Source organism: Rhodococcus sp. NPDC056506 (assembly GCF_042794945.1).
Lineage (GTDB): Bacteria > Actinomycetota > Actinomycetes > Mycobacteriales > Mycobacteriaceae > Rhodococcus_F.
On sequence record NZ_JBHTSW010000021.1, the window covers coordinates 1 to 22,617 of the forward strand.

The window sequence follows — 22,617 nt, forward strand, 5'->3', positions numbered from 1 at the left end:
CCTTTATTAACCGCGGGCGGTTAATAAAGGCGCACAGGGGTCTACCCCATGTGGACTGCACCCTCGGCGGGCAGATCACCCTTCTTGGCGCGAACCAGTACCAGCACGACCGGTGCGATGATCGCCAACAGGATTGCCGCCCAACCGAATGCGGCCGAGTATCCGGATACCTCGGCGCCGAAGAAGTAGTCCGTCATCGAGGCGACGAAGTCCTGCACCGGCTGGGGGAGTAGTGCCAATTGGTCGCCGGTCGGGATGGTCGCGTTCGACATGTCGACGGGCATGCCTTCGGGCGGCGTCGGCATTGCGTTGTCTGCACTGAAGGCGGACTTCGCCGAAGCGTAGATCGTGGTGAACAGTGCGGTGCCGAGCGCGCCGCCGATCTGCAGGGTGGCGTTGACCAGGGCACTGGCAGCTCCGGCGTCGTGGTCGGGAACGCCGATCAGTGCGAGGTTCTGCATCGGCACCATCAGCAGGCCGAGTCCGAAGCCGAAGATCGCGAGGCCGGGGAACACGTGCGTCCAGTAGGAGCTGTGTACCTCGATCTGGGTCAGCATGAGCAGTCCTACCGCTGCCACCAGTGGGCCGGCGACCATGAGCGGCTTGGGGCCGATCTTGGTGGACAACTGCGCTGCGATGGTCGACGCCAAGACGATGAAGAACGCCATCGGCAGCGATCCGACGCCGGCCATGACCGGGCTGAATCCGAGCACGATCTGTAGGTAGAACGTCAGGTACAACGTGCCGCCGAGCAGGGCAGCGCCCACCAACATGGAGCCGATCAGAGCGGCGCCGCGATCACGATGCCACGGAACACTCAGCGGCAGAAGCGGATTCTTGCTGCGGCTCTCGACGACCACGAAGATCGCGAGGAAGACCAGGCCCAGTGCGATGAACAGCAAAGTGTCCGCCTGACCCCAGCCGTGCTCGGCGCGCGTGAACCCGTACACCAGTGAACCGAGGCCGAGTGCGATGAGAATCGCACCGGGAAGGTCGTAGCTCGTGTCGCCGTGTGCCTTGGTTTCCTTGACGATCGGGACGGCCGCAGCGATGGCGATCAGCGCGATCGGGATGTTGACGAGCAGGCACCAGCGCCAGTCGACGTACTGCGTCAGCACTCCACCGAGGAGCAGGCCGATGGCAGCGCCACCGCCGGAGATCGCGCCGTAGACGGCAAAAGCCTTGGCGCGCTCCTTCTCTCCGATGAAGGTGGTGGTGAGCATCGACAGCGCGGCGGGCGCGAGCAGTGCTGCGAAGACGCCCTGGCCGGCGCGGGCGATGAACAGTTCGATACCGCTCTGCGCGATGCCACCGATGCCGGAGGCAACCGCGAAGCCCGCCATGCCGACGATGAAGGAGCGCTTGCGGCCCCAGTAGTCGGCGATACGTCCGCCGAGGAGCAGCAGCGCACCGAACGCCAGGGCGTACGAGGTGACCACCCACGCGCGGTCCAGGTCACTGATACCCAGTTCCTCCTGGGCCGCGGGTAGCGCGATGGAGACGATGGTGCCGTCGAGCACCACCATGAGTTGAGCGAAGGCGACGATGCAGAGCACCAGCCAGCGACGTTGATGATTCGGATTCTCGGAGGCGGCCGGGATCGGTGGCAGAGTGCCGCCGTCGACGTGGGACGTGGTGGTCATTCGAAAAAGATATTCCAGCCTTCTCGGGTGAGTCAAACGAAATAGTTCGTTCGGTTACCATCATCACTATGGCTCCCACTGATGTGACCGCGACAAAACAGCGAATCCTCGACGCCGCGCAAGAAGAATTCGGCACCTACGGGCTTGCCGGTGCGCGCATCGATCGGATTGCAAAGAACGGAAACGCCAGCAAGGAGCGCCTCTACGCCTATTTCGGCGACAAGGTCGCGTTGTTCCACGCGGTGCTCGACGTCGACTTCGAGCAGGCAATGGAGTCTGTCGAGTTCACCGGTGAAGACATGCCCGCGCATGCCGTCGAACTGTTCGACGCGATGCTCGGCAAACCGCAGATTCAACGGATGATGATCTGGGGTCAACTGCAGGGTGAGGCGCCACGGATGAAGAAGCTGGCCGAGGAACATTCCAGTTGGGTTCCGCGAATGGCCACGATCCGCAAGGCGCAGGACGACGGCATCATCTCGAAGCATTGGGATCCCCAGGACTTGATCACAATGCTGTTCGGCCTCGTGTTCGGCTGGGTGGTGGCACCCGGTGTGGCTGACAACCAGAACGTCGACGCCGACGAGATTGCGCGCCGCCGTGAAGTGGTGCGCGAGGCCGTCACGCGAATCTGCAAGCCCTAGCTGTCAGCGAGCGAGGTACGCGGCCCAGCCGCCGTAGCCGGTGATGTCAGCTGCGCCGTTTACGGCGTCATGGGTGCAGCTGAAACCGACAGTCGTTCTGCCGTCGGATAACTCGACGCTGGTGAGCGCCATCGGTGCAGGCAGTGCGGCGAGGAACGTTCCCAGCCCGGCCGGTGAGATTCGGAAGATCTCGCCGACGACCGGTGCACCAAGGCCGGGACCGCGGCGTACCAGGCCGGGCTTCGGTGGCGTCGTGTCGAGAGCGAAGAGTCGGTAGGCATCCGAGGTCGTGACGGTTTCGACGTACCGCGCGCCGAGGTCGACCAACTGTGTGTTGAGGGGTTGCCCGCGCAGGTGAGCGCCGAATACTGCGAGGTCGATTCCGGTATTGACGAGGGTGGGTGAAGGCACACCGCCGAGTCGCGCAGCGAGGTCGATGGCGATCTGGTCGTCGAAAGCGGGTACGACGAACATGACGCCGAACGGGTGGTCTTCGGCAGTGCGGTGTCCGGGCGCCGCGACGGCTGCCATGTCGAGCAGGTTGCAGAAGTTTGTGAAAGTTCCCATCCGGCGGTTGATTCCGATCGGATCCTCGGTCACTGCGGCGATGGTCGGATGTTCGGTGGTGGTGGGAAGCAGTAGGGCGTCGAACCCGGCGAGGAGTGCCCGGGCAGCGGCCTTGGCGCGGGTGAGAGCATCGAGATCGTCGACTAGCTGGTATCCGGTGGGGTGCTTCGCGCCGAGCACGATGTCGGACACCGCGGGATCTGCTCCGGCAGGAAGGGTTTCGAGGAACTCGCCGGCCGCTGCATATCGCTGCGCCACCACGGCGCCGTCGTAGAGCAATCGGGCCGCGTCGAGCAGTCCGGAGATGTCGACGGTCTCGGTCTCGGCGCCGCCGGCTACCAGAGCTGTCACAGTGTCCTGAAATGCTGCCAGATACGGCGGGCTAAGTTGAGCGAGATCCTCGATTCGGGGGACGGCGACACGGGGATTCGGCGCTGCCGCGAGACGAACATCGGAAGGCCAGATTCGGCTGCGGGGATCGCGCGATTCGTGGCCGACCATGATTGCCGCTGCCGCGGTTGCCGATTCGAGGTCGCCGGCGAACACGGTCAAAGCGTCGTAGTCGACGCAGGCGGGTACGACTCCGTGGACGGGGATGACGCCGAGCGAAAGCTTGAGCCCGTAGATCCCGTGGAACGCTGCCGGCACCCGGCCCGAACCGGCAGTGTCGGTGCCGATTCCGATGTCTGCAATCCCCAGTGCGACAGCGACGGCGGATCCGGAACTACTACCACCCGAGATCAACTCTTCGTTCCAGGCGCAGCGAACGGCTCCGTACGGACTGCGCGTTCCGACCAGTCCGGTGGCGAACTGGTCGAGGTTGGTCTTCCCCAGAACAACAGCGCCGCGCTCGATCAACCGCGCAACGGCACTGGCTGTTTCATCCGGCGCATACGCGAATTCGGGGCACGCCGCTGTGGTCGACAGACCGACGACGTCGACGTTGTCCTTGACGGCGACCAGACTCCCGGCCAGGGGAAGCTGTTCGCCTGCGGCGAGTCTGGCCTCGACCGAGGCGGCGTCGGCAAGCACATCGTCCTTGCTGCGCAACGTGATCCAGACTTCGGGGCGATCGACCTCCTCGATCCGGTGGAAAGCCTGCTCGACCCGGGCTGTCGGGGTGAAAGCTTCTGCTGCGATGGTCATGGTGTGTACTGCTCCGATCAGTCCGTGATGTTGGCGAGTGAGAGCGCGGTGATCGCGCGGGTCACCCGGTCGAGGACGACGTCGAGAGACTCGCCGATGTGCTGGTGCAAAAGCGTGCGGGCCTCGGGCAGATTGCCGGCACGTAGTTCTTCGAGGATTCGAATGTGCTCCGCGATCGAGGTGTCGATGCGGCCGTTGACCATGAAGTCGTACATCCGAACGTGCCGGATACGGGAATTCACCGACAGCAGCGACGCGACCAGTTCGTTGTTGCCCGACGCCCTCAGCACCGCGACGTGGAACTCCTCGTCCAGTTCGACGAACCCCGGCTCCTGAGCCGGCGGATCGAGAGCAAGAGCACGCCACCGCGCCAACTCGCCGTCGAGAATTGTTCGGTTGTGCTGGATCGTCGGATCCGCGATCGCCCGGGTAATTCCTTGCAGTTCCAAAGTGATTCGGAGTTCGTACAGATCTCGGATCCGCGGGATGCTCGGGCGCACGGCGGAGAACCCGTACTCTTCCCGGCGCAGGAGTCCATCGGCACACAGCATCGTCAGCGCCTCCCGTACCGGAGTACGAGAGATACCGAAACGCGTGGAGAGCTTCGGTTCCGTCAGACGCTGATCGAACCCGATGGTCCCGTTGACCAGTTCGGTACGTAGTTCTCGGTAGACCACCTCACGCAGTGGCTCAGGAGCCGTATTCATCCCTGTCGACATACCTGTATACGCTATTGATCAGGTGTTTCGTCCAGGTGTCTTCGGGTTAGAGCTGAGTTACGGCCGCCGCGAACTTCAGGAGAAGTCGCGCTGAACCCGCAAGGTTCCGATCGTGGTGGCCAGGCCGTCGTACTGGGTGACCAGCAAGGTGAATTCGATCAACCGACGATCGTCGAGATGCTGTGAAAGCGTTCCCCACGTGGTGTCGGTGACGTCCTTGGTGGTGACAAGCTCGTCGACCGCAGTCAAGATCGCACGGTGACGCGGACTCAACTCGGAAGCGCCAGGTCCCTCGATGATTCGGGCCAGTTCTTCTGCGTCGATTCCGGCTTTGCGGCCGAGCCTTATGTGGTGATCCATCTCGTAACCGCAGTCCCGCAGGTGCGCGACTCGCAGGATGATCAGTTCGGTGTCGTGCCGAGAGATCTTGCCGCCGGGCATGAGTGAGCCGGAGTAGTGCAGCCAACCGCGGAAGAGTCCACCCGTGCGCCCCAATGTGCTGAACAGATGCGCATCGGGTGCTCCGGCAGCCTTCGACAGGACACGCCAGATTCCCCAGTTGATCGGACCGAGGTCCTTGAATCGGCCGGGCGGGATACGGGGGTTCATGCGACTCCACGGATATGAGAGGGACGGAGGTCGATAGCTCGTTGCGCGATGTGGCGAACCGCAGCGCTGCGACGGGGTGCATGTACGCGCGACTTTCGGCCGACGATACCGCGCTCGAACGCGTCGACGGCGTCAGCGACTGTCGTGGTGCCGACGCTGGCGAGGGTTCCGCGTGCTCCGTCGAACGACAGTGCGGTGGTATCGGTGTCGATGTCGCCGATGTACGCGACGCCCACCTTGGTGCCGAGGTGTTTCATTTCCAAGCGCAACGCGTCACCCAGCGCTTCGACGCCGGCGCGCGAAGCACCGAACGGTCCGCGAAACGGATGCTTGGCGGCGCCGTGAGCCGAGGCGACCACCAGGGCGTAACCGTTTTCGTGACTGATGTGCGGACCGGATGCGCGCAGGGTGTAGTACGTGCCCATGAGATTGACTTCGACGGCGCGGCGCATGTCCGCAGGGTCGCCGCCGAGGATCGACGAGTTCGCCTCGACACCGGCATTGGCGACGACGACGTCGATGCCGCCCAGCTTCTCGGCTATGTAGTCGACGCCGCGAGATACCTGCGCGAGGTCGGCGACATCGCACAACTGCCAGGGCGCGCGGCCGCAGGAGGTGGCGACTTGTTCGAGAAGTTCCGGCTCGAGTCCGAGGAGCCCGACGGATGCACCGCGGTCGTAGAGGCGTCTGGCCAGCGAAGAACCGATATTGCGGGCGGCGCCGGTGATCAAGATGCGCCGACCCGTCAGGTCGTCCGCACCACTCTTGGCCGATTCGGCCTTGCCCGCCTCGCTCTTGCCCATTGCTGTGTCCCTACGCAGTGACCTTCTGGTCCTCCGACGCTAACACCGCCGGGTAGCTGCGACTGCAAGTACCGCCAACTCTGTCCGAATGGACGCTCAGACCGATGCGGCTTCGAGACGAGGATGTGACGCGGAAGCCTGTGTCGACCGCAATCGGCGGAATCGGACCACGGCAACGACGGCGGCAACAGCGGCGAGGATCACCAACGGCAGTGACGGACCCATCGTGGGTTCGATGACGACCAGCAGTACCGGTAGTCCGAATCCGAGATAGGTGCCGACGTAGAAGATCCCGGTCAGGGCGCCCCGCGAGGCTGGGGGAGCCAGCGACTCGAGATCGAGTAGGCCTTCACGCAGGCACAGTCCGTAGGCCGTACCGAGGACGAGCGCGCAGACGATGAACAACCCGAGCGCGGGGTGTGCACCGCCGACCGCGACAAGAAGGTATCCGAGTGCCGCCAGTGCGGCGCCGACCGTGCCGGCCTGGGGACCCCAATTGCGATGGCGCGCAGCGGTTTGAACCAGGATCCCGGCACCGAGAGTCAACGCCGCGGCGAAACCAGGAAGGAGCGGCCCGGAGTAGCGGTCACCGAGCCTGGCCGTCATGGTCACGAAAGACACTGTTGCGCTGGCGAACACCCACGGAGCCAACGGAAGTGCCCAGAGCAGAGCATTCGCGACGGAGCGCTCCGCGCCGTCTGGCGCATTTGCGACGGAGCGCTCCGCGCCGTCTGGCGCATTTGCGACGGAGCGCTCCGCAGCTTTGGTGGGAGCAGGAGTACGACTCCACACAGCCGCCGCGGCAACCGAACCCACCGACAAGACGGCTGAGACGACAAACGGCGTGGCGAGCGGGAAAGCGGCAAATTCCGCCAACAGACCCGAAAACAGCGGTCCCAGTGCAAAACCCGAGGTAAGTACGACGCCCGCCATGACGGTGCCGGACTTGCCGCGAAGGTCGGCCGCCCACGCGGTACCGGCGCCGATCGCCAGACCGGCACCGATACCGACGACAAGGCGTCCGACCATGAGTCCCGGCGCGTCGTGCCAGAGAAGAAGAATCAAGGTTCCGAGCGAGGCTATGAGCGCACCGGGCAGGACAACGACAGCTCGACCGACGCGGTCCGACACAGCTCCACCGGTCAACAGGCCGGGCAGCAGCCCGAGCGCGTAGATGCCGAAAACACCGTCGAGCACGGTGTGCGAGAGGCCCTCGTCCACCCGGAGAACCGGGATGAGCGAGGCAAAGTGGTTGGCGGCCCAACCCGTCGAAAGCAGAACGGCCAGTACCGAGATGAACCCGCGACGGGAAGGATCGCCCATACCGGCAGCTTAGGCGGGCACCAGATCGCTCACGTCGGCGAGGAGTTCGAACGTGCGCAACCATGCCTCGCGGTTGGTGCCGGTCGACACCGTGATCAGCTCGTCAGCCTGCGCATGCTCGGTGAACTCGTCGAGGTAAGCGCGGACCTCCGTGGGCGTGCCGATGGCGCTGTACTTGGTCATCTGCAGAACCTGCTGCCCGGCGGGGGAGTCGAGCAGCATGTCCGCTTCGTCGTCCGTGAACTTGCGTCCACGTCCGAGAAGAAGGCTGACGCGCGAACGCTTGGCCGCGAGGAAGTCCTGCTGAGCCTGCTCATGCGTGTCGGCGGCGATGACGTTGACGCCCGCGATGACGTACGGCTCCGCCAACTGCTCCGACGGCTTGAACTCGCGTCGATAGATCGCGACGGCGTCGCGCAGGGCGTTGGGGGCGAAGTGCGAGGCAAATGCATACGGCAGGCCGAGCATCGCGGCGAGCTTGGCGCCGAACAGTGACGATCCGAGAATGTAGAGCGGAACGTGAGTGCCCTTGCCGGGAACGGCGTTGATTCCGGGGACGCGTGAGGTGTCGCCGAGGTAGCCCTGAAGCTCGAGTACGTCCTGCGGGAAGCTGTCCGAAGAACTCGGGTCGCGTCGCAAAGCCTGCATCGTCTTCTGATCACTACCGGGTGCGCGGCCGAGCCCGAGATCGATACGACCCGGGTGCAGAGTCTCGAGGGTGCCGAACTGCTCGGCGATCGTCAGCGGCGCGTGGTTGGGGAGCATGATCCCACCGGCGCCGAGGCGGATTTTGCTGGTGTGCGCGGCGACGTGGCTGATCAGAACACTCGTAGCCGAAGACGCGATGGAACCCATGTTGTGGTGCTCGGCGTACCAGATTCGCTTGTAGCCCCACTCCTCGGCACGCTGCGCCAAGGTTACGCTGGCGTCGAAGCTGTCTTTGGCGGTTTCGTTGTCGCCGATGTGGGCGAGATCGAGGATGGAAAGTGGGACGGCCATGAATGTGGTGCCTTTCTCAGCGAATAGAACGCAAACGTCGTTGGAAGGTGCAACCATCTGGCCGGCTTTCCTATTTCCGAGAGCCTTCCCACGCTGAGCAAGTGCGATTTTCTGAGGGTCGGTGACTCCCGCTCGATCAGTTCCGTACAGCGTTGGCCATAGCGGCCAACGAGAGGGCTTGGCGGGCGCGGTCGAGTACAACCGTGCGAGAGATGTCGATGTGCGATACCAGTGCCTCGTGCGCCTGCGGAATCTTGCCGTCCAGAACCAGTTCGACGACGGAGATATGTTCCTCCACGGTGGCCTTCATACGGTCGGGAGTCAGGTAGTCGAACATCCGCACAGGGCGCAGCTTCGAGTTGACGGCCTGAAGAGCGTCGACCAGTGCGTGGTTGCCGGACGAGGCGAGGAGCGCAATGTGAAACTCCTCGTCGAGGGTCACGAAACCGGCGTCCGGCGACGGCATCTGTTTGCGAAACGCGTACCACCGGTCCAGTTCGGAACCGAGCGCGTCTTTGTCATGGACGGGGGCTTCACCGTCGAGTACCCGCCGAAGCCCGTGCACCTCGAGGAGTACGCGCAGCTCGTAGAGGCCACCCAACTCGTCGAGGTGCGGTCGGTACGGAAAGAGTCCGTGTTCGTCGCGTTCGACGAGCCCGTCGGATTCCAACTTCGCGAGCGCTTCGCGTACCGGTGTTCGCGAGACACCGTAGAGATGAGCCAACCGTTCTTCGCCGAGTCGTTCGGATGGCGCGATCTGACCCGACATCAGATCGTTCCGGATCGACCGATAGACCTGCTCGCGCAGCGGCGGGCGCACACTCATGTCAGATTGCCATCGCTCGACGAACCGCCTCGGTGGACGTGGTGCCGCCCTCACCGGTTGAGGTCACGTGTCCCGCCGCGAGAATGCTGTAATGCTGCGCAGATTGGAGCGCGAAACCGATGTGCTGCTCTACGAGGAGGACACCGAGATCGCCGCGTTCGGTGAGTTCCATGACGGTCCTTTCGATTTCGGCGACCACGTTTGGTTGAATGCCCTCGGTCGGCTCGTCCAGAATGAGGATCTTGGGCTCGGTGATCAGGGCGCGAGCGATGGCAAGCTGTTGTCGCTGCCCACCGGAGAGAAGTCCCGCGCGACGGTCGAGGAGCGTGGTGAGTGCGGGAAACAGATCCAATGCCTCTGCGATGAGTGCCTTTCCGCGTTTGCGCCCGTCGGCGACCACCCGAAGATTCTCGGCAGTTGTCAGTTGTCCGAACGACTGCTGCCCCTGGGGTACGTAGGCAAGTCCGCGAGCGACGCGGGCGCTCGGCCGTAGACCGGTGATTTCCTCACCGTTCAGAAGTACCTTTCCCCGTGTGGGTTTGATCAGTCCGACGGCGGCGCGTAGCAAGGTGGTTTTACCCGCACCGTTGTGACCCATGACTGCTGCAACCCCGTCGCTGGGAACCAGCAGGGAAACGCCGTGGATCACTTCGGTACGTCCGTAGCCGGCGCGGATGTCGACGAGCTCGAGCATGATTCAGTCCTCCGGGGTCGGTTCGGTGTCGGCGCCGAGATCGGTTCCGGCAGCGGCTGTGCCGAGGTAGACCTCTTGCACCTTGGGGTCGGCTTGGACCTCCGCCACAGTTCCTTCGGCAAGCACTTTCCCAGCGGCGAGCACTGTGACGGACGTGGCGAAGGATCGCATGAAGTCCATGTCGTGCTCGACTACGACGACGGTTCGTGCACCGCCGATGCGCCGCAGAAGGTTCCCGGTCTCCTCGCGCTCCTCGAGGCTCATGCCTGCGACGGGCTCGTCGAGCAGGAGCACGGAACAGTTCTGTACCAACAACATTCCGATTTCGAGCCACTGCTTCTGTCCGTGCGCCAGAATGCCTGCGGCGGTGTCCCTGAGGTGCTCCAACCCGGTTGTCTCCAGCGCCTCTTCGATCTCGGGAAGCACACCTTTGCGTTTTCTGAGCAGGTTCCACGGTGATCGGCCGGCTCCGGTCGCGATGTCGAGATTCTGCAGCACCGAGAGCTCTTCGAAGACGCTTGCCGTCTGGAAGGTTCGCCCGACGCCGAGACGGGCGATCTTGTGAACTTTCTTGCCGAGCAGTTGCTCGCCGGACTTCGTGATGGAACCGGTGGCGGGAACCAGCCCGGTGATGGCATCGACCAGCGTTGTCTTTCCAGCCCCGTTCGGACCGATCAGAAACCTCAGATCGCCCTGCATGAGGGTCAAGTCGACGCCGTCAACTGCTTTGAAACCGTCGAAGCTGACCGAAAGGTTCCGTACTTCGAGGTACTCGGACGACATTCCGGCGTTGCCGCCCAGTGCCGGCTCGGTGGTGGCGGTTGTGTTGGTCATGACGACACCTCGACTGGTTCGGGTTGGGAGACCTTGACCGGCGGGCCGATCGGTGTCTCACGCTTCTTGCGGTGGCGCATCAGAGCGAACAATCCGGCCACACCTGCCGGGAAGAATCCGACCACGACGATGAACATCAGCCCTTGCGCGTAGATCCATCCCGATGGGAGTTTTTCCGAGAATGTCGACTGCGCCCAGGCGACGCCGATCGCACCCAGCACCGGTCCCAGAAGCGTTGCGCGGCCGCCGATCGCAACTCCGATGAGGAAGGCGATGGACGGCACGATCCCGACGTCGGCGGGGGAGATGATGCCCACGATCGGAACGAAGAGCGCGCCGGCGATACCGGCGAGGAACGCCGCGGTCACGTAGGCGACCAGTTTGATGTTCGCCGGATCGTATCCGAGGAAACGCACGCGCTCCTCTTGATCGCGGACCGCGACGAGCAGTTCGCCGTATCGGGAGTTCATCAGCTGGCGAATCAGAGCTACCGACGCGAGAAGAACTCCGGCGGCGATGAAGAACAACATCTGCTTGTTTGCCGGATCATTGAGGTTGAAACCGAAGAACGTGCGAAAGCGGTTGAGGCCGTTGCTGCCACCGATCGATTGTTGGCCGATCAAGAGGATCGCAAAAGCCGCGGCGAGTGCTTGCGAGAGGATCGCGAAGTACGCGCCCTTGACCCTCCGCTTGAACACACCGAGTCCGAGGAGAAAGGCAACAGCGGCCGGCAGGAAAAGGATGGCGAAGATCGCCACGAATGGCGAGGCGAACGGTTGCCAGTATCCCGGCAGTTCGGTCTTGCCGGCGATGGACATGAAGTCCGGGACCGCGTCGCCCTTGAGTTCGGCATCGGCGATCTTGAGGTGCATCGCCATCACGTATGCGCCGATTCCGAAGAACACGCCCTGGCCGAGCGTGAGCATTCCGCCTCTGCCCCAAGCCAAACCGATGCCGACAGCGACTATGGCGAAGCACAGGAACTTGGCCAACAGTGACAGCCTGAAGTCCGAGAGTACAGCCGGAGCGATGGCGAACAGCACGATCGCGGCGAGTGCAAAACCGCCCCACACCCGAATTCGGGAATTGTTCAGGATGCTCATACGAGGCTCCTCGTCTTGACTGCGAACAGGCCCTGTGGCCGGACTTGAAGGAAGACGACGATGACGACGAACACGATCACCTTCGCGATCGACGCCGTCGTCGAGTACTCGATGAACGAGTTCAAGATACCGAGGGCGAAGGCTGCGATCACAGCTCCCTTCATCTGACCGAGACCGCCGACGACAACAACCAGGAAGGCGTCGATCAGATAGGACTGGCCGATGGTCGGGCTGGTGGAACCGATGAGCGTCAACGCGACACCCGCTACGCCGGCGAGCCCGGATCCGAGGAAGAAGGTCGTGATGTCCGTACGACGAGAGGAGATTCCGCTCGTCTCGGCCAGATCGCGATTCTGTACGACGGCGCGGATGCGTCTACCCATCGACGACTGCTTCAGCGCGACCGAAAGCGCGATCACCGCAGCGATCGCCAATACGAGAATGAAGATGCGGGTCTTCGGGACCACGGCGCCGAAGATGTCGACCCCACCCGAAAGCCAGGTCGGTGCCGAAACGTTGACTGCCGGCGCCCCGAAGATGTCTCGTGCCAACTGCTGAAGGATCAATCCGACGCCGAACGTCACCAACAGGGTGTCGAGGGGTCGGTGGTACATCCGCGATACCAGGACCACTTCGAGTACGACACCCATCAGTCCGCCGACGACAAAACCGACGAGCAGAGAAATGATCAACGATCCCGTTGCATTCGAGATCACCTGCTGCACTACGTATGCGGTGTACGAGCCGGCCATGATGAACTCGCCGTGTGCCATGTTGATGACACCCATCTGCCCGAACGTGAGAGACAATCCCAACGCTGCCAACAGGAGAATCGATCCGATACTCAAACCCGTGAACAACTGTCCGATCACAACATCCATGACAGACGCTCCACCTCTCTACTCGTCGATTCCGTCAATTCCGCCTTTCCTCGATCAGCTGCCGAGTCCCTCGGCCCAGGGGTAGTTCTTCAGGTACGGATCCGGCTCGATCGGCTGTCCCGAATCCCAGACCGTGTAGATCAGTCCGTCGGAACGGATTTCGCCGATCCGAGCAGTCTTGGTGATGTGGTGGTTGTCGCCGTCGATGGTGACGAGTCCCTCGGGCGCCTGGAAGGTCACACCGTCGGCGTTGTCCTGAATATCCTTGACCGCAAACGAGTTGGCCTTCTCGACGGTGTTCTTCCAGAGGTAGACGGAGGTGTATGCCGCTTCCATCGGATCGGACGTGGGCTTGTCCTGGCCGAACTTCGCCTTGTACGCGGCGACGAACTTCTTGTTCTCGGGGGAGTCGATGGTCTGGTAGTAGTTCCACGCCGTCAGCTGGCCTTCGACGTTCTGGACACCGATACCGCCGACCTCTTCTTCCGCGATGGAAACGGAGACGACAGGCATGTCGGCAGGCTTCAGACCGACATTCGAGTATTCACGGAAGAACGCGACGTTGGAATCACCGTTGAGTGTGTTGAACACGGCATCCGCGTCGGCGGTGCGCACCTTGTTCACGATGGTGGAGAAGTCGGTCGAGCCCAATGGCGTGTAGTCCTCACCCTTGATCTCGATGCCGTTCGCTGCCGCGTACGCCTTGATGATGCGGTTGGCGGTCTGCGGGAACACGTAGTCGCTGCCGACCAGATACAGCGACTTGACGCCCTTCTCCTTCAGGTAGTCCAGAGCCGGGATGATCTGCTGGTTGGTCGTTGCACCCGTGTAGAAGATGTTCTTGGAATCTTCGAGTCCCTCATACTGGACCGGGTAGTAGAGCAAAGAGTTGTTGTCCTCGAACACCGGCAGCATGGCCTTACGGCTCGAGGAGGTCCAGCCGCCGAAAACTGCTGCGACGCAATCGCTGCTGATCAGCTTCTCGGCCTTCTCGGCGAACACCGTCGGCTCCGACGCGCCGTCCTCTGCCACGATCTGAATCTTCTTGCCCAGCACACCGCCGGAATCGTTGATCTCCTGCACCGCCAACGAGATGGAGTCGCGGACCGTCACTTCACTGATGGCCATGGTGCCCGAGAGTGAATTCAGGGAACCGACCTTGATCGTGTCCCCCGAGGTGTCGACGCACGACGTAGCCGTCGAATCTCCCGCTGCGGTGTCTGTTGCCTTGCTTCCGCAGCCGGTGAGAACCAAGCCCAGCGCGGCGAGAGCGGCCGGCGCGGCAAGGGTGCGCTTCGAGAAGGTTCGCATGTACGGGCCTTTCGTGTCGATGGCTCTGGCAGACAATGGCTCTGACAGATCTGTATCCGGGGTGCGTATACAACGCTGTATTCGTCGAGTGCACAGAGTAGGTGGAAGTTGTTGCGGTGGAATGACTGTCGGTGACAAGTGTGTGTCCGGTGTTTCCATTCGATGTCCGGGACCTCACACCGCAGGTCAGCAGGGGTGCGGTGTTAGCATCGACGAGAAATCGATCAAGCACTCGCTTGACAATCGGAACGTCGGAAGGATCTTCTCGTGCGCTCGACCCGACGGGACGAAATACTCGCTCATGCGGCCAAGCTGTTCAGCGAGCGGGGAATCGCCGCGACGACGGTGCGCGACATCGCCGACGAAGTCGGGATCCTTTCCGGGAGCCTTTATCACTACTTCGACTCCAAGGATGCGATAGCAAACGAGATCGTCGTCCGGTTCCTCGAAGATCTCAACGTCCGGTACGAAAACTCGATCGAGCCGGAAGGTTCGGCTCGCGATCGCCTGGCCACCATGGTTTCGGTGTCGTTCGCCTCTGCGGTCGATCACCCGTATGCCACCGAGGTGTATCAGGGCGAGGCCATTCTTTCGTCGCAGCCGGCCGACGCTCCCATCACGGTCCTGGTGCAGAAGGCCCACAGTTACTGGCGATCGGCGATCGCGCGCGGAATTGCCGACGGGGAGTTTCGGGAGGACATCGATCCCGAGCAGTTTCACCGGCTCCTGCGTGAATCCGTCTGGTCCACCGTCGCGCAGTATCGCCCGCAGCTTTCCGAGTTGGCCGACGATCTGCAGCGCAATCTGATCTCGGTATTCCTGGACGGCTTCGCCGCACGTTCCGGCGACGGAGAGCCAGTGGCACGCGTTGCGCGGCGCACCGCGAAGAAGGATGCGCACACCGAATCTCCCGACTCTGAAATTGCCGAACTCCGCGCTGATGTTGATGAATTGAAGTCCGTCATTCGCGAACTCAGCTCCTCGATCCGGCACCTGCAGAAGCCGTAACACCGCAGTTCTTGCGCGTGTAGTTCGGATTTTGACTATCGGTGTGACCCAGTGCATACTTCTGTCCACAATCGTAAATCAAGCGCTTGTTTGATTTACCAAGCAGAGTTTGGACGGGAGTTCGATGTGAGACTCGGAAAGGCGATTGCCGTCTGCGCGGCAGTGGTACTCGGGGCGAGCGCGTGCGCATCTGCCGGTGTCATTCCCGAAGACACCATCGTCATCGGTTTGGACGAGGACTCGACCGGCCCCGGTGCGTCGTACAGCACGATCGCCGGCAAGACCGTACGGATGACCGTCGACCTGATCAACCAGGCGGGCGGAATCAACGGTAAGCAGGTCGAATTGGTTGTCGAGAACGACGAGAGCAGCCCCACCAAGACCCCGTCGATCATTCGGAAGTTGGTCGATCACGGATCCAGTGCGGTCATCCTCGCAACGGGCAGCGGGTCGGTCCTGCAAGCCAAGTCGATTCTCCAGCAGTCGAAGATTCCTGCGATAGCTCCGGTCGTTCTCAGCGACGCTTTTGCCTCGGCGCCCGACAACGACTACTCGTTCATGATTCCGAACTCGTTGAAGCAGTATGCCCAGGTGTACTGCGGGGCTTTCGAGAAGATGGGGTACAAATCCCTGGGAATTCTCGGTGACGCTAGTGCGTCCATCGACGGAATCATCAAGACCCTGCGGCCGGCGCTCGAGAAATGCGCGAGAGTGACGGCGGTCGAAAAGGCGCCGGTCGATGCCGCGGACATCACCGCGCAGGTGTCGCGTCTCTCGGAAACTGAACCGGACGCAATCCTGGTCGCCAGTATCGGCGGGCACTTCGAGATTCTCGCTCACAACACCCTGTCGAAAATCACCCCGCAGACGCAACGCTTCTCACTCGCTTCCATCGGAAACCAGCCTGCATCTTGGGCTTTGGCGGACCCGAAGGCGTTGAGCGGCATGGTGTACATGGGCTCACTGAGTGCGAACAACCCGAGAACCGCCGAACTGCGCAGCAAGGTGCAGGCGGTGAAGGGCCCTGATTATCAACTGACTGCCTACGACGCACAGGCGTACGACGCCGTCATGATGTTGGCAGAGGCCATCGAAATTGCCGGCGATCACCGAGATCGGACGGCCGTCCGTGATGCTCTTCAACAGGTTTCGGCACTTCCCGCCAGCTTCGGCCAGGACGGACTGACACTGTCGTTCTCCCCACAGGATCATCTGGCTCCGGACAGCCTCTGCGGACTGGTACTCATCGAATTCGGTGAGGACAACAAGCCGGCCCATCCGTGGGATTCCTACCAACCCCCGTGCGGATAACCGAGGAGCCTTGACATGACAGACGCACAACTGTGGCTCGCAGCCATCGAGATCGGTGCATTCTTTTCGCTGATAGCCCTCGGAATGTATCTCGTGGTGGTCGGCGCCGACTTCTTCAACTTTGCGATGGGCCCGTACGCGATGGCTGCGGCCATGGCGTCGAGTTGGGTCGCGATCAATTACGGGCTCGCTCTCTGGATTGCCATGCCGCTGGGGATCGCGGTGGCAGTAGCGTTGTCGATTCTGACGGAAAAGCTTGTGGTCAAGCAGGTTCAGAAGCGCTCGGGTCGGGGGGAACTACCGGCGTTGGTGGCTGTGACCGCGGTCCTGTTCGGGATCCAGCAGCTCGCCGGCACGGTCTTCGGCCGCACACCGCTTCCCGGACAGAGGATCTTCGACTTCGATCCGATATCGGTGCTCGGCGCCACCGTCGACAGTTCGACCGTATTACTCGTCGTCGGAACTGCTCTGATCTTCGTCGGTATCGGATTGTGGCTGAACCGGTCCACCTCAGGCCGTCTGCTTCGCGCCGTCGGCGACAGTCCGGATGCCGCCCGTGTCCTGGGGTTGCCGGTGGACCGTGTCCGGCTCATCGCGTTCACCCTCGCCGGTGTGATCGCCGCCGTTGCCGGACTTCTGTTCGCTCCCAAGGCCGGTGTTCAGTTCACGAGCGGCCTGTCGTGGACCCTGACGGCGTTCATCGCGCTTGTCATCGGCGGTACCGGCCGGAGTTGGGCTCCGCTGATCGGCGGAATGGTGTTGGGCGTCGTCCAGGTATTCGCCCCGTACTACTTCGGTGCGAGTGCTGCTCAAACCGCGATTCTGCTGATTGCACTGGTGTTCTTCGCTTTCCGTCCGGAAGGCCTGCTCTCGAGGAAGGTTCGCGTCTGATGGCCTCGCTTTCTACCAGTCCGCTCACGTCAAGTCCGCCCGCTTCAGGTGGCGGTTCCCGGACGAGAATGCTTGCCGTGTCACGGGAAGCTCTGATCACCGTGGCAGTGGTTGCCGCCGTGCTGCTGTGGATGGGGCCGAGTCTGTATCGGCAGGATCTGGTGTTCCTCGCTGCGACCTATTCGTTGATCGCTCTCGGAATGTATGTGCCGTTCGTTCTGGCCGGATCACTGTCGATGGCGTACAGCGCGTACGCCGCGATCGGTGCGTACGCGGTTGCGCTGATCTCTGTTCGGACCGGGTTGTCGATGTGGTGGGGATGGATTCTCGGCGCCCTCGCCGCCGCAGCGGTCGCAGTGCTCCTCAGCTTGGCGACGCAGAAACTCTCCGGGTTCTACCTCGCCGCGGTCACCTTGTTGTTCGGTATCGCCTTCGAGCACTGGCTGATCGACGGGCCGAGCTTCACCGGAGGTTCGGCCGGGATCTCGGGTGTCGAGACTGCGACGATGTTCGGTTGGGAGCCACCGCGTTACGCGTTGGTCGTGTTCGCGATCCTGTTCGTGTGTCTGATCGCGGTCGCTGTCGATCGGCTTCGGAAATCCGTGTGGGGTCTGATGTTGCAAGCTGCCCGCGACAATCGCAATGTCGCACGGTCTTCCGGCGTCAATCCAGCTCACCTGACCGTCGTGGCGCTGGCGATCGGTGCCGCCGTCGCGTCGACCGGCGGATCGCTGTTCACCGTGTCGGTGCAAGCGCTCACTCCTGAAACATTCACTCTCAGTATTGTTTTCCTCGCGATCTTCATGCCGATCATCGGTGGTCGCGGTTCCGCGTGGGGTGCTCCGCTCGGTGCACTGATCGTGGTGATCGTGACGCTGAACATGCCCGGGTACCAGGGAAGCGGTGAACTGCTGCTCGCCGGAGCCGTCCTGGTGATCCTCATCGTCGCGCCTGGCGGGGTGATCGGATGGAGCCAGAACGTTCTGGGCCGAATGAACCGTCTGTACAAGGAGCGTGGCAACCGATGACTCGGCTACTCGAAGTGAGCGGGCTCCACAAGTCCTACGGCGGGGTCCGCGCTGTCAGCGACGTCTCGTTCAGCGTCGGACCGGGTGAGGTGATCGGCCTGGTCGGTCCGAACGGTGCAGGCAAGACCACACTCGTGGACTGCATCTTCGGCACGCAGCAAGCAGATTCCGGAGCGGTCACGCTCGCCGGTGCCGCCTTGACCGGGCCGTCGGAGCGCCGTGCACGGCAGGGGCTCTCGCGTACGTTCCAGCATCCACAGCTCGCAGCGGAACTCGACGCGATCGACAACATCATTCCGGGACTGTACGGACACAAGATCACCTCACCGCTGCACTCGCTGTGGTGGGCAATCAAAGGGCCGTTCGAGAACTGGGATCGCGCAGCGCAGCGGGCCCGGGAGATTGCCGCCCGGTACTCGGTCACCGATGTCGAAAGTGCCTGCGGGGATCTCAGTTTGGGCGCGCAGCGCCTGGTCGAGGTAGCGCGGGCGATGTCGAGCGAACCTGAAGTCCTCCTGTTGGACGAACCGTTTGCCGGTGCGGATCACGACGGTATCGCCGCGATTTCCGGTGCTGTTCGATCGATTGCTGCACAGGGCAAGGGAGTGGTTCTGGTCGATCACAACGTCGATCTCATCGCGGCGCTCGCAACCAAGATCGTTCTGCTCAATTTCGGATCGGTGGCGTTCTACGGACCGCCGCAAGAGTGCCTGGCCAGCGATGCGATGCGCGAAGCCTATTTCGGTTCCGAATACGAGGAAGGTGCCTGACGATGCTCGAACTCGACAGAGTCACAGTTCGATACGGCTCCGCGGTTGCCGTCAGGAACGTCTCCCTCACCGCCCCGGCCGGTGAAGTGACCGCAATTGTGGGACCGAACGGTGCCGGCAAGACCAGCTTGATCGGAGGAATCTACGGCTCGGTTCCCGCTACCGGGAAGATCACTGTCGACGGTCGTGAGATTCAGAAGCTTTCGGCTCTCGCCCGAGTCCGTAGCGGATTTGCCTATGTCCCCCAGGGCAGGCAACTGTTCATGCGTATGTCCGTTCGCGAGAACCTACGCGTCGGCGCCGACCTGATGGGTTTGAAGGCCGAGGCCGTGGAAACAGCTTTCGAGAGGTTTCCGATCCTGCGCGAACGCTCGGAAAGTTATGCCGGGGTTCTCAGCGGTGGTGAACAGCAGATGTTGGTTCTGGGGCGGGCCCTTCTGGAAACTCCGAAGGTGTTGCTCCTCGACGAGATGATGACCGGGCTGGCACCGAAAATCGTCGCGGAACTGCGAGCGTTGGTCGGCGATCTGGCCGCCGAGGGAGTGACCGTCGTCGTGACGGAACCGGCTCTGGCTGCACTGAAGTCGGTTGTCGACCGCGGATATGTCATGCAACGCGGCGAACTCGTCCGCGAATGCGATTCCGCAGCGACACTGGACAACGCGTACAAACAATCGATGGGCGTACTCAGCGCCGACGGGAGATGATCGACGATCATGTTTGAAACGAAGACACTCGACTTCACCGTCGGTGAATTCGCCACGAATCCGGCCCGGTTCGCCGGTGTCAGCATCAGCGAGATGGTCAGGCATTGGTCTGAGACCATCCCGGACGAAACTGCCTTTGTCACCCCGGAGTCGAGGGTCTCGTGGAAACAGTACGACGCCGCTGCCGATGCCATCGCGTCGGCACTGGACCTAGCGGGTGAGGGATACGGGCATGTGGCCGTGTTGCTTCCCGACACCGCTGTCTTCCATGCGGCTCTCTGCGCAGCATTTCGGACCGGCCGCGTTGCCGTCGGAATCGGTTCGCGCTCCGGCATTCGCGAGATCTCTCATCTGATCGCCCGCTCCGAAGCATCCGTTCTGGTCACCGCGCGCACGCTGCGAGGCGTCGACACCGCCGAACTCGTGGCGAGTCTGCGGGCCGAGCATCCCGGACTGGACGTCGTCTTCGCCGACGAACGCGCCGATGTGATTTTCGAACGCGCGGGCGCAGGTGGCGAATTCACTTCGTTGCCGGTCGAAGTCAAGCGTTTCCCCGCAACCAGTCCGTGCTTTGTCACGTCGGGCGTTTCGATGCTGAACTCGACCTCCGGCACGACGGGCCTGCCCAAGCTGGTGACACAAACCGAGGACCGTTGGGTTGCCTTCTCCGAGATTGCCGCCGAGGCGGCGGCGATCGGTCCGGATGAGGTGTTCCTCGGCGCGGTTCCGGCACCTTTCGGATTCGGCCTCTGGACTTCGCATTTCCTGCCGGCGCTACTCGGTGCTCGCAATGTCGTCATGGAACGCTTCGACGTTTCGGTGATGATCGAGTTGATCGAGCGCGAACGGGTGACTGCTTTGAATTGTGTGAGTACACAATTCAAGATGCTGTTGCGTTCGGAGGCCGCGGAATCGGCCGATCTCTCGTCACTTCGTTTCATGTTCACCGGTGGTGAAGCCGTGCCGTATTCGGAGGCATTGGCATTCGAGCAACGTACCGGAGCGGCTGTCCTGCAGTTCTACGGATCGAACGAAACCGGCGCCGTCTCGGTAACGACGGTTTCGGACGGTTCCGATACCCGACTGAAGACGTGCGGCCACGTCATCGATCGCATGCAAGTTCGTGTATTCGACGATGCGGCAAAGGAACTGACGGGCTCCGTCCGTCGCGGTCAGCCTGCGGTCAACGGCCCACTGATGTGCCAGGGTTATTGGGGCGACGTCGATGCGAACGACGAGTTGTACACCGACGAAGGTTGGATGCTTCTCGGTGACATCGTCGAGATCGACGAGACAGGACGGGTGCGGGTGGTCGGACGCAAAGCCGACATCATCATTCGAGGCGGCAAGAACATTTCCGCGGTCGAAGTCGAGGAGTATGTACGCGCGCACCCTGCGGTGGAACTGGTCGCCGTAGTGGGAGTCGACGATCCGCTGTTCGGTGAGAAGGTCTGTGCGGTCGTCGTGTCCGCTGATGACGATCTGAGTTCGGAGGACTTGACTGCCTGGCTGCAGAGCCGAGGAGTGACCCGCGAGTACATACCCGAGTACGTGATGACGGTCTCCGAATTGCCGATGGCGGCCGGGGGCAAGGTAGCCAAGGGTGAAGTCAAGGCGCTCGCGCAGAGGTGGATCGCGGAACTCAGCTGATCGCGCCTGGCGGTACCGGCTTCGCGTTACGCTGATCCGGACATTGTGCCGAGAGTGAGGGAAACCCGATGACGAACCCTTCACCGCACCGATGGCGTAAGCGAGCGCTGTGGACTCTCGGGACAGTGATAGTCCTTGTCGGAGCCGTGGTTCTGGCTTTTGTGCTGAGTCCGCGACCCGGCGCGCTCACCGTGCGCTGGGTCTTCGATCGTGATGCTGTGAAAGTCACCGAGGCGCTCGAGAAGCATGCTCCAGGTGGCGTCGACTCGATCAAGGACCAGCACTATCGCGCCGATGACGACGACGCATATCTGGACGTCTACTTTCCTGCAGTGACGACTTCAGCGCTGCCCACGGTGATCTGGACTCATGGCGGTGCCTGGATCTCGGGAAGCAAATCCAACTACGCGCCGTACTACGACCTGCTGGCCTCTCGCGGATACACCGTTGTGTCCCTGGACTACTCACTCGGGCCCGAGCATCACTATCCGACAGCGGTGCGACAGCTCAACGACGCACACGCGTACGTCGTCGCGAATGCGGAACGGCTGCATGTTGATCCGACGAAGATCGTTCTCGCCGGAGATTCTGCGGGAGCGCAACTCACGAGTCAGCTCGCCACTCTCGTCACTGATCCCGCGTATGCGGACCGCGTGGGCGTGAACCCGTCGTTGCGGCCGGATCAGCTACGTGGAGTAATCCTGAACTGTGGAATCTACGACGTCGGGAACATGGTCGGCGGACCCGGCATCATCGGTTGGGGAGTTGATCGGTCTCTCTGGGCGTATACCGGGGTGCGTGACTTCATGAGTACCGATGCAGCGGATCAGATGTCGACCTTGAACTACGTCACCGATCGATTTCCGCCTGCCTACATCAGTGGCGGCAACGCGGATCCGTTGACAGATTCTCAGTCGAAACCGTTGGCTGACAAATTCTCGGCGTTGGGAATTGCGGTCGACACACTGTTCTATCCGGCCGATCACGTTCCGGCGCTCGGTCACGAGTATCAGTTCGATCTGGACAATGCCGACGGTCTCACTGCGCTCGATCGGACGGTTCAGTTTCTCGACGCTCATACCGGCTAGTTACCGGATTATGTTGAACCACCGGGAAAATGGTCATTTCGGACAAAGCTCCGAGGGTGTGT

The 22,617-nt window shown here is 62.2% G+C and carries 22 protein-coding genes; 9 read left to right on the plus strand and 13 right to left on the minus strand.

Translation table 11 applies throughout. The annotated features are described in order from the left end of the window. Positions 1-41: 41 nt before the first annotated feature. Entirely contained in the window at positions 42-1,643 is a 1,602-nt protein-coding gene (locus ACFQ6H_RS17635) for an MFS transporter (protein WP_378647579.1), read from the minus strand. Between the two features lie 68 nt (positions 1,644-1,711). Here ACFQ6H_RS17635 and ACFQ6H_RS17640 point away from each other — a divergent pair, with 68 nt between their 5' ends. After that, entirely contained in the window at positions 1,712-2,287 is a 576-nt protein-coding gene (locus ACFQ6H_RS17640; RefSeq protein ID WP_378447068.1) for a TetR family transcriptional regulator, read from the plus strand. A 3-nt stretch (positions 2,288-2,290) separates the two neighbouring features. Here the strand turns inward: ACFQ6H_RS17640 and atzF are convergent, their stop codons facing one another. The 12 genes from atzF to urtA all read right to left on the minus strand — a co-directional run bounded on the left by atzF (position 2,291) and on the right by urtA (position 14,102). Then, entirely contained in the window at positions 2,291-4,000 is a 1,710-nt protein-coding gene (atzF, locus tag ACFQ6H_RS17645) for an allophanate hydrolase (RefSeq protein ID WP_378647581.1), read from the minus strand. A gap of 17 nt (positions 4,001-4,017) precedes the next feature. Continuing rightward, positions 4,018-4,719, minus strand: coding sequence for a GntR family transcriptional regulator (locus tag ACFQ6H_RS17650; protein ID WP_378647583.1), 702 nt, complete (start codon positions 4,717-4,719; stop codon positions 4,018-4,020). A 75-nt stretch (positions 4,720-4,794) separates the two neighbouring features. Then, positions 4,795-5,328 (minus strand): carboxymuconolactone decarboxylase family protein, encoded by a 534-nt coding sequence (locus ACFQ6H_RS17655; RefSeq protein WP_378637985.1) that lies wholly within the window; start codon positions 5,326-5,328, stop codon positions 4,795-4,797. Next, complete coding sequence (locus tag ACFQ6H_RS17660; RefSeq protein WP_378647585.1) at positions 5,325-6,131, minus strand: SDR family NAD(P)-dependent oxidoreductase; 807 nt, start codon at positions 6,129-6,131, stop codon at positions 5,325-5,327. Before ACFQ6H_RS17660 ends, ACFQ6H_RS17655 begins: the two co-directional genes overlap by 4 nt. A gap of 96 nt (positions 6,132-6,227) precedes the next feature. Continuing rightward, on the minus strand, positions 6,228-7,454 hold the full coding sequence (locus ACFQ6H_RS17665) for an MFS transporter (RefSeq protein WP_378647587.1): 1,227 nt from the start codon (positions 7,452-7,454) through the stop codon (positions 6,228-6,230). 9 nt (positions 7,455-7,463) lie between these two features. After that, positions 7,464-8,453 (minus strand): LLM class flavin-dependent oxidoreductase, encoded by a 990-nt coding sequence (locus ACFQ6H_RS17670; protein ID WP_039973481.1) that lies wholly within the window; start codon positions 8,451-8,453, stop codon positions 7,464-7,466. A 136-nt stretch (positions 8,454-8,589) separates the two neighbouring features. Then, positions 8,590-9,279, minus strand: coding sequence for a GntR family transcriptional regulator (locus tag ACFQ6H_RS17675; RefSeq protein WP_378447079.1), 690 nt, complete (start codon positions 9,277-9,279; stop codon positions 8,590-8,592). A 1-nt stretch (position 9,280) separates the two neighbouring features. Beyond that, positions 9,281-9,973, minus strand: coding sequence for an urea ABC transporter ATP-binding subunit UrtE (gene urtE / locus ACFQ6H_RS17680; protein WP_378647589.1), 693 nt, complete (start codon positions 9,971-9,973; stop codon positions 9,281-9,283). 3 nt (positions 9,974-9,976) lie between these two features. Continuing rightward, positions 9,977-10,807: an urea ABC transporter ATP-binding protein UrtD gene (urtD, locus tag ACFQ6H_RS17685; protein WP_378647591.1), complete on the minus strand. Its 831-nt coding sequence runs from the start codon at positions 10,805-10,807 to the stop codon at positions 9,977-9,979. Then, the gene (gene urtC, locus ACFQ6H_RS17690; protein ID WP_317552531.1) at positions 10,804-11,910 is read right to left on the minus strand and encodes an urea ABC transporter permease subunit UrtC; all 1,107 of its coding nucleotides are present in this window, start codon (positions 11,908-11,910) and stop codon (positions 10,804-10,806) included. Before urtC ends, urtD begins: the two co-directional genes overlap by 4 nt. Continuing rightward, a complete protein-coding gene (gene urtB, locus ACFQ6H_RS17695) occupies positions 11,907-12,791 on the minus strand; it encodes an urea ABC transporter permease subunit UrtB (RefSeq protein ID WP_378647593.1) in 885 nt (294 codons plus the stop codon). The genes urtC and urtB overlap by 4 nt, the downstream gene beginning before the upstream one ends. A gap of 54 nt (positions 12,792-12,845) precedes the next feature. Continuing rightward, entirely contained in the window at positions 12,846-14,102 is a 1,257-nt protein-coding gene (gene urtA, locus ACFQ6H_RS17700) for an urea ABC transporter substrate-binding protein (protein ID WP_230816876.1), read from the minus strand. Between the two features lie 267 nt (positions 14,103-14,369). Between urtA and ACFQ6H_RS17705 the strand changes: the two genes are divergently transcribed. From ACFQ6H_RS17705 to ACFQ6H_RS17740, 8 genes are all read left to right on the plus strand, one after another. Next, on the plus strand, positions 14,370-15,110 hold the full coding sequence (locus tag ACFQ6H_RS17705) for a TetR/AcrR family transcriptional regulator (RefSeq protein ID WP_378647595.1): 741 nt from the start codon (positions 14,370-14,372) through the stop codon (positions 15,108-15,110). 126 nt (positions 15,111-15,236) lie between these two features. Next, a complete protein-coding gene (locus ACFQ6H_RS17710) occupies positions 15,237-16,421 on the plus strand; it encodes an ABC transporter substrate-binding protein (RefSeq protein ID WP_378537439.1) in 1,185 nt (394 codons plus the stop codon). Positions 16,422-16,436: 15 nt separating this feature from the next. Continuing rightward, a complete protein-coding gene (locus ACFQ6H_RS17715) occupies positions 16,437-17,312 on the plus strand; it encodes a branched-chain amino acid ABC transporter permease (RefSeq protein ID WP_378647614.1) in 876 nt (291 codons plus the stop codon). A 68-nt stretch (positions 17,313-17,380) separates the two neighbouring features. After that, on the plus strand, positions 17,381-18,340 hold the full coding sequence (locus ACFQ6H_RS17720; protein WP_378647673.1) for a branched-chain amino acid ABC transporter permease: 960 nt from the start codon (positions 17,381-17,383) through the stop codon (positions 18,338-18,340). Then, a complete protein-coding gene (locus tag ACFQ6H_RS17725; protein ID WP_378647616.1) occupies positions 18,337-19,110 on the plus strand; it encodes an ABC transporter ATP-binding protein in 774 nt (257 codons plus the stop codon). Before ACFQ6H_RS17720 ends, ACFQ6H_RS17725 begins: the two co-directional genes overlap by 4 nt. Before the next feature lie 2 nt (positions 19,111-19,112). After that, on the plus strand, positions 19,113-19,817 hold the full coding sequence (locus tag ACFQ6H_RS17730; RefSeq protein ID WP_378537444.1) for an ABC transporter ATP-binding protein: 705 nt from the start codon (positions 19,113-19,115) through the stop codon (positions 19,815-19,817). Positions 19,818-19,826: 9 nt separating this feature from the next. Continuing rightward, positions 19,827-21,467: a class I adenylate-forming enzyme family protein gene (locus ACFQ6H_RS17735; RefSeq protein ID WP_378647618.1), complete on the plus strand. Its 1,641-nt coding sequence runs from the start codon at positions 19,827-19,829 to the stop codon at positions 21,465-21,467. Between the two features lie 68 nt (positions 21,468-21,535). Next, positions 21,536-22,555 carry an alpha/beta hydrolase gene (locus ACFQ6H_RS17740; protein WP_378647620.1) on the plus strand — a complete coding sequence of 340 codons (1,020 nt, stop codon included), beginning with the start codon at positions 21,536-21,538 and terminating at the stop codon, positions 22,553-22,555. Positions 22,556-22,617: the final 62 nt, after the last annotated feature.

Excerpts from the sequence above, each read along its gene's own strand:
- ACFQ6H_RS17635 (WP_378647579.1), bottom strand. The coding sequence starts at position 1,643 with ATGACCACCACGTCCCACGTCGACGGCGGCACTCTGCCACCGATCCCG.
- ACFQ6H_RS17640 (WP_378447068.1), top strand. The coding sequence starts at position 1,712 with ATGGCTCCCACTGATGTGACCGCGACAAAACAGCGAATCCTCGACGCC.
- atzF (WP_378647581.1), bottom strand. The coding sequence starts at position 4,000 with ATGACCATCGCAGCAGAAGCTTTCACCCCGACAGCCCGGGTCGAGCAG.
- ACFQ6H_RS17650 (WP_378647583.1), bottom strand. The coding sequence starts at position 4,719 with ATGTCGACAGGGATGAATACGGCTCCTGAGCCACTGCGTGAGGTGGTC.
- ACFQ6H_RS17655 (WP_378637985.1), bottom strand. The coding sequence starts at position 5,328 with ATGAACCCCCGTATCCCGCCCGGCCGATTCAAGGACCTCGGTCCGATC.
- ACFQ6H_RS17660 (WP_378647585.1), bottom strand. The coding sequence starts at position 6,131 with ATGGGCAAGAGCGAGGCGGGCAAGGCCGAATCGGCCAAGAGTGGTGCG.
- ACFQ6H_RS17665 (WP_378647587.1), bottom strand. The coding sequence starts at position 7,454 with ATGGGCGATCCTTCCCGTCGCGGGTTCATCTCGGTACTGGCCGTTCTG.
- ACFQ6H_RS17670 (WP_039973481.1), bottom strand. The coding sequence starts at position 8,453 with ATGGCCGTCCCACTTTCCATCCTCGATCTCGCCCACATCGGCGACAAC.
- ACFQ6H_RS17675 (WP_378447079.1), bottom strand. The coding sequence starts at position 9,279 with ATGAGTGTGCGCCCGCCGCTGCGCGAGCAGGTCTATCGGTCGATCCGG.
- urtE (WP_378647589.1), bottom strand. The coding sequence starts at position 9,973 with ATGCTCGAGCTCGTCGACATCCGCGCCGGCTACGGACGTACCGAAGTG.
- urtD (WP_378647591.1), bottom strand. The coding sequence starts at position 10,807 with ATGACCAACACAACCGCCACCACCGAGCCGGCACTGGGCGGCAACGCC.
- urtC (WP_317552531.1), bottom strand. The coding sequence starts at position 11,910 with ATGAGCATCCTGAACAATTCCCGAATTCGGGTGTGGGGCGGTTTTGCA.
- urtB (WP_378647593.1), bottom strand. The coding sequence starts at position 12,791 with ATGGATGTTGTGATCGGACAGTTGTTCACGGGTTTGAGTATCGGATCG.
- urtA (WP_230816876.1), bottom strand. The coding sequence starts at position 14,102 with ATGCGAACCTTCTCGAAGCGCACCCTTGCCGCGCCGGCCGCTCTCGCC.
- ACFQ6H_RS17715 (WP_378647614.1), top strand. The coding sequence starts at position 16,437 with ATGACAGACGCACAACTGTGGCTCGCAGCCATCGAGATCGGTGCATTC.
- ACFQ6H_RS17720 (WP_378647673.1), top strand. The coding sequence starts at position 17,381 with ATGCTTGCCGTGTCACGGGAAGCTCTGATCACCGTGGCAGTGGTTGCC.
- ACFQ6H_RS17725 (WP_378647616.1), top strand. The coding sequence starts at position 18,337 with ATGACTCGGCTACTCGAAGTGAGCGGGCTCCACAAGTCCTACGGCGGG.
- ACFQ6H_RS17730 (WP_378537444.1), top strand. The coding sequence starts at position 19,113 with ATGCTCGAACTCGACAGAGTCACAGTTCGATACGGCTCCGCGGTTGCC.
- ACFQ6H_RS17735 (WP_378647618.1), top strand. The coding sequence starts at position 19,827 with ATGTTTGAAACGAAGACACTCGACTTCACCGTCGGTGAATTCGCCACG.
- ACFQ6H_RS17740 (WP_378647620.1), top strand. The coding sequence starts at position 21,536 with ATGACGAACCCTTCACCGCACCGATGGCGTAAGCGAGCGCTGTGGACT.